The organism is Paenibacillus sp. USDA918EY (assembly GCF_009870825.1).
Lineage (GTDB): Bacteria > Bacillota > Bacilli > Paenibacillales > Paenibacillaceae > Paenibacillus_AQ > Paenibacillus_AQ albilobatus.
Genome location: NZ_WTWY01000001.1, coordinates 309,879 through 325,562 on the forward strand (window position 1 = coordinate 309,879; position 15,684 = coordinate 325,562).

A 15,684-nucleotide genomic window follows, 5' to 3' on the forward strand; every position below is an offset into this window, starting at 1 on the left:
AATCGCCTGCGGCATCTTATAATCGTTAAGTACAATGGCCCCGCTTGCGGCCGGAACGACATGATAAACAGAGACAAAGGTGGGATGATGTGTGAATGCTTCAAGTGAACGCGCGACGTTGGTGCTTCGGTTTTTCGTGCCGTATGTGCTCATATTGCTCGGGGCTTTGCTATCCGGGTGGTTTGCCTATCATAAAACGTCGTCGCTCTTGGAATCGGAAACGATGAAAAGCAATACGGCGGCGCTCGGACAAATCCGCGAAGCGCTGGACGGGCGTTTTGCCGAAGTGGAGACGATCGCGCAGCAGATGGCGAGCGAATCCAAAATCCAATCCTTTCAATTCGTCAAAGCCCCGTTCGAGCAAACGAATCCGTTTCGATTATGGGACCTCGAAAAAAGTTTGTTCGACTACCGGATGACCAACCATTTTATCGTCGATTATTTTATCGCTTATAAAAACAGCGGCATGTTCATTTCGCCCCGCAAAGTGTATAACGGCAGTCAGTTTTACGGCCTGCAGCTTCGGTACGAGGGCAAGTCCTATGAGCAGTGGTACAAAGAGCTGTTCAGCCGCTATTATTATAAAACCTATCAGCCCGGCATGCCGGTTCTATATGAAGGAAAACCGTATTCGGTCGTCAGTTACATGCAGTCCTTCGGGGCCAAAGACGGCGGAGGCGTCATTTCGGTGTTGATCGACAACAAGCAAATCCAAGAGATGCTGCGCCATATCGATTCCGAGCAGGGAGGTTTTGCTTATGTCGCGGACCAAAACGGAAACCTGATCAGTTACGTGGGCATGGATCCGACAACCGCAAATATGAAAGCGCTTCCTGTCAAGGAGGGTTTTTCGCAATTTCGCTGGAACGGGAAAAAGATGCTGATTACCCAAACCACTTCCCGGTATAACGGCTGGACCTATGTATCCGCGCAGCCGGAGGAGGTCGTGCTGGCAAAGGCCAATTATATCAAAGAGCTGACGTTGACCGTGTTCATGCTGGCGATGGGCGCAGGGCTCGTATTTGCCGCATTGCTGGCATACCGGAGCAGCAGGCCCGTGTTTAAAATGCTCCAGCTGCTGCCGCTGAAACCCGCGGGCAGCAAAAAACGCCCGCTTGGCAACCTGATGGACGACATCCGCAGCTCCGTTTCCGCGCTGGTGGAAAGCCATGGCGAACTGAGCAGCAGGCTGGAGGCGCAGGTGCCGATGCTGCGCAACGTGTTTTTCGACCGGCTGCTGCAAGGCGGCTTTACGTCGATGGATGAGGTTGAAGCGGCTATGGAGCATGCCCGGGTGGAGCTGAAGGGGCATTATTTTGCGGCGGCGGCCATTCAAATTCGGGGATACCATGCCCCGTACAACGAGGAGATGCTAACGGAGCTGGACATCGTGAAGCTGAACGTCCGCGATAGGATCGGAACGATCGGAGCGGAGCGGCAGGCGCTCGCACAGGTTCATGATTTGGGCGAAAACAAGCTGGCTTTGCTTTTTCACGGGGAAGGGACTTCGCCGGAGGCTTTTATGAATGGCCTTCAGCGGCAGATCTCGCAATTAGGCGATCATTGGAAGCAGGCCAGCCATTCGGGGCTTTGGATCGCCGTCGGTACCTGCCAAACGAGATTGACGGAGGTGTACCGTTCCTACGGCGAAGCGGAGTTTCTGCTCGTGCATGCGGCCTGGAGCGAACGCCAGCCGGTGTTGTTTTACGACGAAGCCGAGGTGCCGCCGCCGGTCTATTTTTATCCGTCCGACGTGGAACAGCGGCTGATCCAGCTCGTCAGGTCGGGCAACAAGCCGGAAACGGCCCGGCTGATCGCGCAAATCCGGGAGGAAAACGACGGCGGGCGTCCGCTTCCGGTCGTCGCCCAAAAGCTGCTGGCCCAGGAGCTGTGCGGAACGCTGATGAAATGCTGCGAGCTTTCCCCGGCAAACGAGGATATGATGTCCGAAGAGATGAAGGTGGTGCTGGAGGTGTCCGATTCCGAATTGCCGCCGGACGAAGCGGTGCACAAGCTTTTTCAAGCCTTAATGCAGCTGTGCCGCAAGCATGAGGAGCGGAAACGAAGCCATAACGATTCGCTGGCCGGCAAGCTGATGTCGTATATCGACAACCATTTTTCGGACCCGGACTTAAGCTTGGCCATTCTCGCCAAGGAAGCCCGGAATTCGGAAGCGTACGTTTCTTATTTTTTCAAGGAGCAAACCGGAATGAATTTTTCCGATTATTTGGAGCATGTCCGCATGGAAGAGGCCAAACGGCTGCTCGTCGGCAGCGCCCTTCCCGTCAGCGATATCGCGGTCCGGACCGGATATTTGTCGCTCAATTCGTTCAGCCGGGCCTTTAAACGGGCGAACGGCGTCAGCGCGACCGAATACCGGAAGGTACATCAGCCGCGCGAGGCATAATTGAAGAAACGGCGGCCGGAAGCGGCCTTTTCTTAATAAACGAATACTCCCGAAAAACGGAATAATGCCTTTTCTAAAGCACGGCATAACCGCCAAAACATGCAGATTTACGGACTTAAGCGCTTTCAATTAAGCTGTGGTCACCGGCCGGATTTTCCATCCAAAAACGAAGGGGGTGACCAAGCTGAATCTTTGGAAAGACATCGCACGCAAATGGCAGCTGTACGCTTTGTTCGCCTTGCCGCTCATTTACATCATCGTATTTAAATACGTGCCGATGTACGGAGCGCAAATCGCATTTAAGGATTTTAACGTGACCAAAGGCATCGCCGGCAGCCCGTGGGTCGGATTCGCGCAGTTTGAGCGTTTTTTCCACTCGCATGAATTTTGGAGGCTGCTGCGGAACACGCTCGTGGTCAGCTTTTACGCGCTGATCGCAAGTTTTCCGTTCCCGATTATACTGGCGCTCGGTCTCAATTACGTCAAAAACGAACGCTTCAAAAAGTCGGTCCAAATGATCACGTACGCGCCGTATTTTATTTCGCTGGTCGTTCTGGTGGGCCTTCTGCTGCAGTTCCTCGATCCGCGGACGGGACTCATCAATACGCTGCTCGGTTGGTTCGGGCTTGGTCCGTACCATTTTATGGCGCAGGCGTCGTGGTTCAAATCGATTTACGTCTGGTCGCATGTATGGCAAAACACGGGGTTTGCCTGCATCATTTATTTGGCGGCGCTGTCCGGCATCGACCCGGCGCTGCATGAAGCGGCCGTCATGGACGGCGCGACCAAGGTTCAGCGGATGCGTCATATCGATTTGCCCGGCATTCTTCCGATCGCCGTCATTTTGCTCATCTTGAACACGGGGCAAATGCTGGAGACCGGCTTCGAGAAAATTTTGCTGATGCAAAACCCGCTCAATCTGCGCACCTCGGAAGTGATCGACACATACGTCTATAAGGTCGGGCTTGTCTCGCAGGCGATGAATTTCTCTTATGCGACGGCCATCGGCCTGTTCAAAGCGGTGATCGGATTCATCCTGCTGATCATCGTCAATCAGACGGCGAAGCAATTGAAGCAGGAAAGCTTATGGTAGAAAGGCGGCGGAACTATGCATGCAATGAAAATAAAAGAAGCCGGGGCTGACCGTCTGTTTACGATCGTGAATTATTGCGTGTTGACGCTGATCATGCTGATCGTGCTGTATCCGCTTGTGTATGTTGTAAGCGCTTCATTCAGCTCGAGCAGCGCCGTTTTGTCGGGGCGCGTGTGGCTGTGGCCGGTCGAACCGACGCTGGACGGGTACCGGGCCGTGTTCAAAAACACGATGGTCGTGCGCGGCTTCATGAACACGATTTTTTATACGCTGGCGGGAACGGGCATCAATTTGTTATTCACGGTTTTGGCGGCCTATCCGCTGTCCAGGGGCGATTTTCGCGGGCGGAATCTGTTCATGCTGCTGTTCGTGTTTACGATGATGTTCAGCGGGGGCCTGATCCCGACATACCTGCTCGTCAAAGATTTGGGCATGATCGACACCGTCTGGTCCATGTTGATTCCGGGGGCGCTGTCCGTATGGAACGTCATCATCATGCGCACCTATTTCCAGACGACGATTCCCGGCGAATTGCTGGAGGCCTCCCAGCTGGACGGCTGTTCGGACTTTCGTTTTTTGCTCCGGATCGTGCTGCCGCTATCGGGGCCGATTCTGGCGGTGATCGCGTTGTTTTATGCCGTGGGGCATTGGAATCAGTATTTTAACGCGATGATTTTCTTGAAAAGGGCGGAATTGTATCCGCTGCAGTTGATCCTTCGCGACATTCTCGTCCAAAACGAGATCAACATCGACATGCTCGGCGACGCCAAAACGGCCGCTGCGCGCCAAGGTTTGCGGGAGCTGCTCAAATATTCGCTGATCGTCGTCACATCCGTGCCGCTTCTGGTGGTGTACCCGTTCGTGCAGAAGTTTTTCGTCAAAGGCGTCATGATCGGTTCATTAAAAGGATAGTCGCAAAGCCAAATTTGAAATCGATGGAGGGGTGTTATGTATAAAAAGCTGAACAAAATCATGGGGCTCGTGATCGCCGCCGGCATGCTGCTCGCAGGCTGCTCCGGAGGCGCGAAAGAGGGGAGCGCGGATACGAAGGGAAGCAACCAGCCCGCTGCGGGTACTGTGGAGCTGACGCCGCCGGGGACTTACCCGCTCGTCAAAGAAAAAACGACGCTGAAAATTATGGTGCGCGGCAACCCGCTGGTGGAAAATTTCGAGACCAACGAGTTCACCAAATGGTATGAGGAAAAGACGAACGTCCATATCGAATGGGAGGTCGTTCCGGAGCAAAGCATGCAAGAGAAACTTAACCTGGTGCTGGCAAGCGAGGATTACCCCGACGTGATCATGGGCCTGAACGTCTCGCCGACCCAGCAGATGATCTACGGCTCCCAAGGCGCTTTTGTTTCATTAAACGACTTGATCGAGAAGCAGGGCGTCCAAACGAAAAAAATGTTCGCGGATAACCCGGAAATCAAAGAGACGATTACGGCGACCGACGGCAACATATACGCACTGCCTGAAGTCAATGACTGCTACCACTGCTCCATGAGCCAAAAAATGTGGATTTACGAGCCGTGGCTGAAAAAACTGGGGCTTGAAATGCCAAAAACGACCGACGACCTCTATAACGTGCTGAAGGCGTTCAAGGAAAAAGACCCGAACGGCAACGGGAAAAAGGACGAAATCCCGCTGTCCATTACGCAAAAATCATGGCGTTCGACCATCGACGCGTTCCTGATGAACTCTTTTATTTATAATCCGGTGTATGGATCAAGCAGCAAGCATATGTTCATAAAGGACGGCAAACTGGACGTGGCCTTCAACAAGCCGGAATGGCGCGAGGGTTTGCGGTACCTGAACAAGCTGTACAAGGAAGGGCTCATTGCTCCGGAATCCTTCACCCAGGACGAAAACCAGCTGATTCAACAAGGGGAGAATCCGGGTACGGTCATCTTGGGGGCATCCACGGGCGGACATGAAGGCGTATTCACGCAGCTGATGGGAGACAGCGGACGCTGGAAGGAATACAAAGCGGTTCCGCCGTTAAAAGGACCGGGAGGCGTGCAGTATGCCGCCGTCGACACGACGGCTTTGACGCCGGGCGCATTCATCATCACCAAAAAGGCCAAAAATCCGGAGCTGGCGCTTCGTTGGGCCGACGGGCTGTACGAGAAAGAGATGACGCTGCGCAGCGTGTACGGACGTCCGGATCAGGAATGGCGCGACGCCAAGGAAGGCGAAATCGGCATCAACGGCAAGCCGGCGGTATGGTCGGAGCTCAAGTCCTACGGCACGGTTCAAAACGTAAACTGGGCGCAAACCGGCCCGGCGCTGCGTACGAACGATTTTCGTTTGTCGGCCGTCGCAAAAGGTGACGACGATTTAGAGGTAATTCTATACAACGAGACGAAGAATAAATATGAGCCGTATCAGCCGAAGGATGTCAGCACGGTGCCGCCGCTGTTCCTGACGAACGAACAGGCGTCCGAGGTTGCCGATTTGGCGAAAACGATCAATGACTACGTGGATGAAATGATCGCCCGCTTCGTCATCGGCGATGCCAGCCTGGATGCGGATTGGGACAGCTATGTCAGCCAGCTTGACGCGATGAACCTGAAGCGATATCTGGAAATATACCAGACGGCTTACGACGAAAAGAACAAAAAATAAACCTATATAAGTTGGACTAAAGATACGTGACAAGGAATAGGCAAGAGGGGCCTTCATCCGTACAAAATATGGGTTCAACTTATATAACAAACGGAGGTAATACGACATGAATCCGCGTTTCGAACGAACGCTTCCGCTGATGAACGACCGTTTCGGCCTTTTCATCCACTGGGGGTTGTATGCGATTCCAGCCAGAGGGGAATGGGTGCGAAGCCAGGAGCGGATCACCAACGAGCAGTACCAGCCGTATTTCGAAGAGTTTAACCCGGTGCTTTACGATCCGAAGAGCTGGGCCAAAGCGGCCAAAGCCGCCGGGCAGCGATATGCGGTGCTGACCACGAAACATCATGACGGTTTTTGCCTGTTCGACAGTCAGCTGACCGATTACAAGGCGACGAATACGCCGGCGGGGCGGGACCTCGTACGCGAATATGTGGACGCATTCCGTGAAGAGGGGCTGAAGGTCGGTTTCTATTATTCCTTGATCGATTGGTATCATGACGATTATCCGGCTTATGGCGACCGTCAGCACCCGATGCGCGACAACGAGGCTTACAAGGACAAAAAGATCGATTTCGACCGTTATCTCGACTATATGCACGGCCAGGTGCGGGAGCTGCTGACCAACTACGGCAAAATCGATATCATGTGGTTCGACTTTTCTTATGACGACATGACGGGAGAAAAATGGCGCGCGACCGAGCTTATCCAGATGATCCGTTCCTTGCAGCCGGATATCGTGATCGATAACCGGCTCGGCGGCAACATCATGGCGGCGGAGCCTGAAGTGTACGCCGGGGATTTCTTCTCGCCGGAGCAGATCATTCCGCCGCAGGGCATCGTCAATTCGGCCGGCGAGCCGATTCCGTGGGAAGCGTGCATCACGCTGAACGATCATTGGGGATACCATGCGACCGACCGGAATTACAAATCCCCGCGCCAGGTTATCCGTGCGCTCGTCGAATGCGTCAGCAAAAACGGCAACCTGCTTCTGAACGTCGGCCCGGATGCCAAAGGCGAAATCCCGAAGGAATCGCTTGAAATTTTGGATACGGTCGGCGAATGGCTGCGCCGCAACGGCGACAGCATTTACGGCTGCGGCATCGCCAAGCTGCCGAAACCGGAGTGGGGCCGCTACACCCAGCGCGGCAACAAGCTGTATGCGCATGTGTTTGACCGGGGCATCGGGCCGATCTATTTCCAGGGCTTAAAAGGAAAGATCAAAAAAGCCCGCCTGCTTGCGGACGGCAGCGAGCTGCATGTGCAAACGCCATGGATGGCCGACCAATATTCGGATACGGAAAGCGGCGCGTTCATCCACATTACCGGAGGAGATTTGCCGGATGAGCTCGATACCGTCATTGAGCTTGAACTGACGGAGGAAATATAAACCGTTGAACGTCTTCTGAGCTGTTGATACCTTTACCGAAAGGGTGGATGAACGGAATGAAACCTGGAGTAAGCACCTATAGCCTGCTTCAAGCGATCAAAGCGGGAGAAATGACCGTGCTGGACGTGATCGACTGGATCGCGGAACACGGCGGGGAACATATGGAAATCGTTCCTTACGGATTCACCCTCGAGGACCAGCCGGATCTTGCGGATGCCGTCCGCGAGCGGGCGGCCGAAAAAGGCATTGCCTTGTCCAATTATTCGATGCCCGCGAATTTCGTGCAGGAAACCCCGGAAGAGTTCGAAGCCGAGATCGATAGAATAAAGCGGCATGTCGATACGGTGCATCGTCTCGGCATGAAACATATGCGCCACGACGTAACGGCCTTCACGCTTCCACCGGAAAAATGGGGCATCGATTACCTGGAGGATAACCTGGCTCAAATCGTGGAGGGCTGCCGGCGCATCGCCGATTATGCGGCGCAATACGGCATCACGACGACGATCGAAAACCATGGCGTCAGCGTGCAGGCCAGCGACCGGGTGCAGCGGGTGCTTCGTGCCGTGGACCGTCCAAATTTCAAAACGACGCTCGACATCGGCAATTTCCTCTGCGTCGATGAGCAGCCGCTGGTCGGCGTCAAACGGAACCTGCCGTTTGCTTCGCTGATTCACGTCAAGGATTTCTACATCCGTCCGGCGGATGAAAACCCGGGAGGCGGCGCCTGGTTCCGGACGTCCCATGGGAATTACCTGCGGGGATCGATCTTCGGGCAAGGAGACGTCGACGTGCGGCGGGTGCTGCGGATGATCAAGGAGTCCGGTTACGACGGATACGTCACGCTGGAATTCGAAGGCATGGAGGAGTGCCGCGAAGGCACGAAGCTGGGCCTTGAAAATTTAAGACGCATTTGGGATGAGGTATAATCCATAACTAATGTTGAAAACGCTGCCGGCGGTTGATTCCGCCGGCAGCGTTTTTTTAAATATAAGAAATACGCGCGTTTCTTCAATCCACGCTAATTTATTCCTCGACGGCAATGCCGGCGGCTTTCAAATGCCCGTGCGTAACGATGCTGCTAAACTGCGAGGAAACTTCGCCCGCCGGAAGCGGCCGATCGTTTTTAACCCACCAAATGACAATCCCCATAAAAGACGATACGAGGTATTCGAGCAGCAGCTCCTTCGATATCGCTAAAGGGGAATTTCCCTGATCGGGATTCCACCCCTCATTAAGTTTATCTCTAATAATATGCTCCATTTTCGCCCGAAACGGGTAGATTCTGTTCTCATCAATCAGCATGGCGTAATAAAAAGAGATATTGCCTGAAATATGATCCAATATCGCTTGCATCACGGCTTCGAGCCTGGAAATGCTGAAGGGATTCATGTGGATCGGACATAAAACAACGGCCTTCCTTAATTCGCTGAGCAACTCATCCATGCAAGTATCCAATAAATCGGGTTTATTTTGGTGGTGAAGATAAAACGTGTTTCGATTGATCATGGCCCGATCGGCAATATCCTGGATCGTGATCGCATCATATCCTTTTTCCTTAATAAGCTCAAAAAACGCTTTTCGAATCGATTGTCTCGTGCGCAATACTCTTAAATCGGTTTTTTTGTTCATTGTTTTCGCTCTCCTAAAAAAATTTCAAGCGTTAAGCGACAAAGCGATATGAATTTGTATTTTATCCTTCATAAACAAAAATATTGAATATTGAGCGTCATATTCACCTTTATTATAATGAGCAAAAGATAAATAAACAACATGAAGTTCATTATTTATCTTGATGTTTATAAACTCGGAGGGAAAGGGGGAATAAAAATTCGGTAAGGTTGTTCAAAGATTAGACCTGTTCATCGCCAACGGAAATTTTAACTTTCATTCATATCAGGAGGATATTCAAATGACGTTAAACAATCAAAATGAGCTTGTCCAAAAGGCTATCGCCGTGCTGGAAAGTTTGCAGAGCGGCAACCCCGAAGCGATTACGGCTTACGTTCATCCGGAAAAATACATCCAGCACAACCAGGCTTTACTCGATGGTCGTGAAGCTATGCTTGGAGCGCTGGATCATTTAAAGGAAGCCGGTACAAAGGTAAGCGTAAAGCGCGCTTTTGTCGACGGTGATTATGTGGTGCTTCATTCCGTATATGATTTTTTCGGCGCCAAAGTCGCTATTGATATTTTCCGTTTTGAAAATGGACTGATCGTCGAACATTGGGATAATTTGCAAGAGATGGTGGAGAAAACCCCAAGCAACCATACGATGATTGACGGACCGGTCACGATTGGGGATATCGATAAGACGGACGCGAACAAAACACTTGTCAAAAGTTATGTCGAGAACATATTGTTCGGGAAGAACCCGGACCTGCTTACCTCTTATTTTGACGGGGATCGCTACATTCAGCATAGTCCGCATATTGCGGACGGACTTTCGGGTCTTCATGCCGCATTGCAGGCACTGGCGGAAAAAAATATTACATTCCAATATACTCATCTTCATCAGGTGATCGGACAAGGCGATTTTGTTCTTACCGTGAGCGAAGGGCTCTTCGACGGCCGACCTACGGCTTTCTACGATTTGTTCCGCATAGAGGATGGAAAGATTGCCGAGCATTGGGACGTCGTCGAGGCGATCCTACCGGCGGAAAAACGCAAAAATTCGAACAGCAGATTTTAAAATTTGGCCCAGCTGAATAACAAGAAAGACATCGCCGATTTCTACGGGTGATGTCTTTCGCATTACGAATAAATCGGGGTATCCAATGGATACGGTCGCGTTGCCGCAGCAACGCTATTTTTGTTCATTGTATAGAGACGGGGAGTAGAGGATCATGAACATGCTAAAACAAAAGATGACGTGGCTGGGAGTGGCGATCGTCCTGGTCGTATTGGTCGTATTCGGGGCGGCAATGATGGGATCGGTGCTTGGATCGAAGCCCAAGGAGCTCCCGGTAGCCCTTGTTGTGCTTGACCGGCCTGCGGGGCTGCCGAATGGAGGAACGTTGGCGGTCGGGGAAACGATCCGGGAACAAATGTTGTCGAACCAGGCGCTGCCTTTCGCCTGGCATGTCGTGGATTCCGAGGAAAAAGCCCGGGAAGGACTGGATAAACGCGAATATTACGGAGCATTGGTGCTTCCGGCGGATCTGAGCAGCGGAATGCTCTCGTTAGCCACGCCCTCGCCGATTCACCCTAAGGTGAAGATCATCGCCAACGAGGGGATGAACGCTCAAGCCTCGACGGTCGTAAGACAGGTTTTGGGGCAAGCGATGGAGATGATTAGCGGGGAGCTGGCGCAGCAGCTGCTTGGTCAGATCGGGCAGCAAACGGTACAAATTCCGGTGGAGACGGCTAAAGCTTTTATAGCGCCGGTGAGCGTTCAGGAGGAAGTCGTGCATCCGCCGGGGGCGAACCATGCGTCGGGGAACGCGCCGGGGTTATTGATTCAGATCATGTGGATCGGCAGCCTGGTGACAGGAGTCGTCATGTTCCTGGCCAGCCGGAAAGCGGTCGCGGCGGGTTCCGGAAGATGGACGGTCAGCGCGCTGCAAGCGATCGCGGGACTTGTGATCGCCGGCATAACGTCGGGTTTCACCCTATGGATGGCTTCGTCGTGGTACGGCATGGAGCTGGTGAACGCGGGTGAAATTTGGTTGTTCCTATGGTTGGCCGGATCGGCGTTTTTTTTGCTGCAATCTTCCTTGCTGAATTGGATCGGATTCCCGGCGATGCCGCTGCTCGTACTGCTGATGTTTTTCTCTTTACCGCTGCTGAACATGGCTCCGGAGTTTTTGTCGCAGGCGACGCGGGATTGGATCTATTCGTGGACGCCGTTGCGGTTCGCGGCAGGAGGGCTGCGGGAAGCGATGTACTTCGGCGGGCTGGATGCGGCCTCTTCGAACGCTACCGTCTTGTGGGGCGTCGCCGGGGGATTTTTAGTGCTGCTGCTCGCTTCGGGATTTAAAGCCGGTCGAGCGGCAGATGCGGTGCCGGCTTCTGCGACGGACAGTTAAAAATGAAGGAAGCTTATCAATGTTTCGTTGCCGATGTTCGGGTGGAGAAGAACTCTCCACCTTGGGAAAAAGTACGGTTAACCGGCCTTTTAGTCGTCAAGCGGCACGCCTTTGGGATCAAACGGGGTCGAAAGCACGGTCATCGTCTGCGTAAATCCGAATTCGCTGCATTCCCGCCGGAATCGTTCAAGCGACTGCATCGATTCGGTGACAACCTTGATCAGGAAGTTGAATTGGCCGCTAATTTGGTGGATCTCCGCGACATCCGGCGACCGTCTGCAAAAATCCGTGAACAGGTCGCAGCGGTTCACTTGTATGATCACAAACGCCGTAATGGCTTTGCCCAGCTTTTCGGGAGACAGGACGGCGCGATAGGAACGAATCACTTCTTTTTCTTCCAGCTTCCGTATCCGTTCCGTCACGGCCGGACCGGTCATATTGATCATCCGGCCCAGTTCGCTAATGGAGATTCGGGCGTTGTCCTGCAGTATATTTAAAATTTTTAAATCGGTTTGATCCATAGAGGCATCCTCCTTTGGCGGAAAATAACATAAGATCTTACGAAATACGTTTTATCCCGGCGCCTTCAAGGCATGCGCGATTATCGGCATCGCACCGCCATGTAACGGCTGCTTTCATTTTTTAAGTATAAGGGGAAATAGTCCTTCAAATCCATAGTAAAACGGGAAGGAAAACTTGATATTGGCATGGCACGCCAGCCCTCCGTCCGATAAACTGTAATTAAAAAAGAAGCAGTACACGAGTTCAACATCAGGAGGGCTTAACGAATGATCACAACCATTTTAAGCGAAAAAAAATTTAGGAAAGCTGACCTTGAAAAATCGTCTGATCGTATCCCCCATGCAGCAGTGGCAGGGAACGCCGGAAGCTTTTGCAACCGACTACCATGTACGGCATTACGGTAAATTAGCAAGCGGGGCAGGGCTGTTGATCATCGAATCGACCGGCGTTTCCCCAAATGGGCGGCTCTTTCACAATGACATCGGAATTTTTACCGACGACCATACCGCTTTTTTGAAACTGGTCGTCGATGCCGTTCACGCCAAGGATACGCCGGTGTTTATTCAGCTGACGCATGGCGGCAGAAAATCATGGAAAAGCGGTTCATCGCGGCTGCTTGCCCCAAGTGCCATCGCTTATGATGATGAATACGGCGTACCGGAGCAAATGAGCGTCTCGGACATCCGCGCCGAAGTCGAAAATTTCCGCCTGGCGGCAAGAAGAAGCCTGCAGGCCGGGTTCGACGGCATCGAGGTGCATGCGGCGCACGGGCATCTGGTGCATCAGTTCCTGTCCCCGCTATCCAACCGGCGGACTGACGAATATGGCGGATCGCCCGAAAAACGCAGCCGTTTCTTAAAAGAAATCCTGGAAGCCGTCCGTTCCGAGGTAGGGGAAGATTATCCCGTCATCGTCCGGGTATCCGCATCCGATTTTGCCGAAGGAGGGCTGACTCCCGTCGAGGTCGGGAAGATGCTTCATCAGCTGGAAGCCCACATCGATGCGGTGGACGTGTCCTCCGGCGGTCTGCTGCCGGTCAATCCGCTCGCGACCCCCGATGGATACCAGGTTCCGTATGCTTCCATTATAAAACAATACGTGGGCATTCCGGTGATCGCCGTCGGAAAAATCTATGATCCGTCGTTTGCGGAATTCATCGTGTCGGAAAACCTGGCCGATTTTATCGCGGTCGGCAGACCGCTGCTTCAGGACCCGGATTATATCCGGAATACCTTTTTGGTGCCGGAGATGGCGTCGCAGCATTAAAAGCTTCTCTATTCATTTTTGAAAAATCTTTATATAGTTAGAGTTAGAGAAGTGGGTTCCTGATCGGCGTGCTGAAGCATTTCGGCATCGATTCGATTGCGGCCGGTTACGGGTACGGAAGCGAGGAAGAACGGACGGCGATTCGGCCGGCGTATCATGTGCAAACCGTGGAGGAGTTGATTGCTTTTTTGGAGGGTATCTGGAGTTTTTTTTGAAACATTCCCTATATTTACCTCATTAGTTACTTGAGGTGAATTGCATGAAAAAACTTACAATATTGGTCTTCTGTCTATTATTAATAACGTTATGCAACTCCTGTGATACCTTGAAAACAAGGGACCTTCAAAGCATGAATTCTGGCAAAAATGAAGGGCATTTAGAAACTCAAACCAAGAAAAGAATGGAGCCTACAAGTAAGGTAATGAAAACTTCCATAGATACCATCAAGGAGGAAGACCACATAACCATTCTTTTTAATCTTCGAAACATTTCAGGGAAAGACCAACTAATTCACTACGGATCTCAAAAATATGAGATATTTATAATGAATGAGGAAAATGAAGAAGTTTACAGGTGATCTACAAATAGAGTATTTCCCATGAAATTAATACAACGGGAATTTAAGAATGAGGAGGTACTAAGTTACAAAGAAACATGGGATTTTAAAGATATAAAGGGCCGTCATGTTTCCAAAGGACGTTATACAATAAAGGTTGTTATGTTGATTAGCATCGATTCCGAAAATAGCAGCTTATCTACGGAAGATCTGACTGCTGCTACAGTGGTTGAAGTTTTATAAAGGGTCGATGCTCCTAGCAGAGTTTGATCTTCTAAACTATATGATGAGATAACGACAATATATTGTTACAACTATCTAAATTTTAATTTGAAGAGCCAACGGTCAAAAAATTTGTCATTAGCTCTTCTTTTCTTCTATAGTAATGGCGGAAGGCATCGCCTTCCGCCTGACAGAAACAACTTTGTAAATAAGAAGAAATGAACAAGAAGTTACATCGCGGCCGCAGCTTTGGAAGCTGCGGTTTTTCGTTCTTTGAACATAAAATAATACATTGCCGATGCACTGATGTACAAAACGCCGGTCATGCTGAAGGTAATCGCATATCCCCAATAAGTTCCGTAAGCGGTCAGCAGGAACGACTGCACCGGCCCCATCGTCGCCCAGCCGAGCATAAATGCGGTTTGCGTCATGGAATTGGCGATGCCTCGGCGCGCGTCGGATACCCGGTCCACCATAATCGAGGACTGAATCGGATTGGCTGCATTCATAAGCGCCTGCCGGAACAGGAACGTGATCGAAGCGATGACGAACAAGTTCGTGAACCCCGTCAGCAGCAGGAAAGGCAGGGACATCATTTGAAACAGCACGACCGCTTTTACGGGGCCAACCCGGTTCGCCAGCGTCGGGCCGATCAGCATCGACACGATCGTCATCACCTGGCCGAGCGAAATCAAAATCCCGACGGCCGATAGCGACACGGCAAAACGGTTCGTAAAATAAAGATTCAAATAAGGCACGACAAGCCCGGAGCCCGTTCCGACGATCAGTTGGGCGAGCGTGAATTTGCAGATGGCTTTCCAGTCATCCTTGGCCGGAACCATTGGTTTGGTTGCCGCCTCGGGCACGACGGTTTCGACCAGCACTTTTTCCTTCGCCGTTTTTTGGACGAACAATAGCGGAATAAACGCCAGCAAGCTTGCCGCGCCTCCGATGAACAGCACCGTTTGCAGACTGTGGATTTTTTCCATCCCCGCCTGCTGCAGCAGATCCGCCAAAACGCCGCCCCCGCTGCTGCCGAGCACCTGCGCCGCAAGCACGAGGGAGAAGTGATAGCTGAATATTTTCAGCCGCTGCTGTTTATCCGTATTTTCCGCCAGAAAAGGAACGGCGATCACCTGAAAAAAGGCGGCAAACAAGCCGGCGGCCACCGCCAGCAGGACCAGTCCCGATTCCCCGCTTGCAAAAGCCCTTCCCATAAAGCTTAGCCCCGTAAGCATGGCGCCAAGCGAAAGCAGCAGCTTATGGCTGGCCCTGTCGGCGATCAGCCCGATCGGTATAAATACGAGCGCCGTCGCCAAAGACTGCACGCTGACGATCGTCCCGTTCATCGTGTCTTCATACCCTAATGCTTGAATATACAAGTTGTAAAGCACCGAAAACATGCCCGTCCCGATTTGGTACAGCATATTGGCCAGAAAAAAAAGCCGGATATTGCGGCCAAGCTGTTTCCATCCTGATGTAACCGCATGCAATACATGCATTTTGCTGATCCCCCGTCACTGTCATCGTTGTATGGTCATCCCCATTGTAGCAGGAGGTTCTCCCCGAGGG

General features: G+C 52.0%; 14 protein-coding genes and 1 pseudogene. 12 read left to right on the top strand and 3 right to left on the bottom strand.

The features are described from left to right. The first annotated feature begins 91 nt into the window (after positions 1-91). The 6 genes from GQY55_RS01590 to GQY55_RS01615 all read left to right on the top strand — a co-directional run bounded on the left by GQY55_RS01590 (position 92) and on the right by GQY55_RS01615 (position 8,447). Positions 92-2,407, top strand: a complete 2,316-nt coding sequence (locus GQY55_RS01590) for a helix-turn-helix domain-containing protein (RefSeq protein ID WP_160037566.1) — start codon at positions 92-94, stop codon at positions 2,405-2,407. Between the two features lie 220 nt (positions 2,408-2,627). Then, entirely contained in the window at positions 2,628-3,500 is an 873-nt protein-coding gene (locus GQY55_RS01595; RefSeq protein ID WP_160038456.1) for an ABC transporter permease, read from the top strand. A 15-nt stretch (positions 3,501-3,515) separates the two neighbouring features. Then, complete coding sequence (locus GQY55_RS01600) at positions 3,516-4,412, top strand: carbohydrate ABC transporter permease (protein WP_160037567.1); 897 nt, start codon at positions 3,516-3,518, stop codon at positions 4,410-4,412. Positions 4,413-4,448: 36 nt separating this feature from the next. After that, positions 4,449-6,128: an ABC transporter substrate-binding protein gene (locus tag GQY55_RS01605; RefSeq protein ID WP_160037568.1), complete on the top strand. Its 1,680-nt coding sequence runs from the start codon at positions 4,449-4,451 to the stop codon at positions 6,126-6,128. Positions 6,129-6,234: 106 nt separating this feature from the next. Then, positions 6,235-7,518, top strand: a complete 1,284-nt coding sequence (locus GQY55_RS01610; RefSeq protein ID WP_160037569.1) for an alpha-L-fucosidase — start codon at positions 6,235-6,237, stop codon at positions 7,516-7,518. A 56-nt stretch (positions 7,519-7,574) separates the two neighbouring features. Continuing rightward, complete coding sequence (locus GQY55_RS01615) at positions 7,575-8,447, top strand: sugar phosphate isomerase/epimerase family protein (RefSeq protein WP_160037570.1); 873 nt, start codon at positions 7,575-7,577, stop codon at positions 8,445-8,447. Positions 8,448-8,544: 97 nt separating this feature from the next. Here the strand turns inward: GQY55_RS01615 and GQY55_RS01620 are convergent, their stop codons facing one another. Continuing rightward, positions 8,545-9,150 carry a TetR/AcrR family transcriptional regulator gene (locus GQY55_RS01620; RefSeq protein ID WP_160037571.1) on the bottom strand — a complete coding sequence of 202 codons (606 nt, stop codon included), beginning with the start codon at positions 9,148-9,150 and terminating at the stop codon, positions 8,545-8,547. 280 nt (positions 9,151-9,430) lie between these two features. Between GQY55_RS01620 and GQY55_RS01625 the strand changes: the two genes are divergently transcribed. Both GQY55_RS01625 and GQY55_RS01630 read left to right on the top strand, forming a co-directional pair. Beyond that, positions 9,431-10,210 (top strand): nuclear transport factor 2 family protein, encoded by a 780-nt coding sequence (locus GQY55_RS01625; RefSeq protein ID WP_160037572.1) that lies wholly within the window; start codon positions 9,431-9,433, stop codon positions 10,208-10,210. A 154-nt stretch (positions 10,211-10,364) separates the two neighbouring features. Continuing rightward, positions 10,365-11,546, top strand: coding sequence for a YhgE/Pip domain-containing protein (locus GQY55_RS01630; protein WP_160037573.1), 1,182 nt, complete (start codon positions 10,365-10,367; stop codon positions 11,544-11,546). An 89-nt stretch (positions 11,547-11,635) separates the two neighbouring features. Here the strand turns inward: GQY55_RS01630 and GQY55_RS01635 are convergent, their stop codons facing one another. After that, positions 11,636-12,067: an Lrp/AsnC family transcriptional regulator gene (locus GQY55_RS01635; RefSeq protein WP_160037574.1), complete on the bottom strand. Its 432-nt coding sequence runs from the start codon at positions 12,065-12,067 to the stop codon at positions 11,636-11,638. A 307-nt stretch (positions 12,068-12,374) separates the two neighbouring features. On the opposite strand from GQY55_RS01635, the gene GQY55_RS01640 reads away from it, so the two are divergent. The 4 genes and pseudogenes from GQY55_RS01640 to GQY55_RS01655 form a co-directional block, all read left to right on the top strand. Continuing rightward, complete coding sequence (locus tag GQY55_RS01640; protein ID WP_268894984.1) at positions 12,375-13,334, top strand: oxidoreductase; 960 nt, start codon at positions 12,375-12,377, stop codon at positions 13,332-13,334. A gap of 68 nt (positions 13,335-13,402) precedes the next feature. Continuing rightward, positions 13,403-13,549, top strand: coding sequence for a hypothetical protein (locus GQY55_RS01645; RefSeq protein WP_236575338.1), 147 nt, complete (start codon positions 13,403-13,405; stop codon positions 13,547-13,549). Between the two features lie 44 nt (positions 13,550-13,593). Then, the gene (locus tag GQY55_RS01650) at positions 13,594-13,911 is read left to right on the top strand and encodes a hypothetical protein (protein ID WP_160037575.1); all 318 of its coding nucleotides are present in this window, start codon (positions 13,594-13,596) and stop codon (positions 13,909-13,911) included. 12 nt (positions 13,912-13,923) lie between these two features. Next, a pseudogene (locus GQY55_RS01655) lies at positions 13,924-14,133 on the top strand (hypothetical protein); the annotation flags it as partial. A 209-nt stretch (positions 14,134-14,342) separates the two neighbouring features. Here GQY55_RS01655 and GQY55_RS01660 read toward each other — a convergent pair. Next, complete coding sequence (locus GQY55_RS01660; RefSeq protein WP_160037577.1) at positions 14,343-15,614, bottom strand: MFS transporter; 1,272 nt, start codon at positions 15,612-15,614, stop codon at positions 14,343-14,345. Between the last annotated feature and the right edge of the window lie 70 nt (positions 15,615-15,684).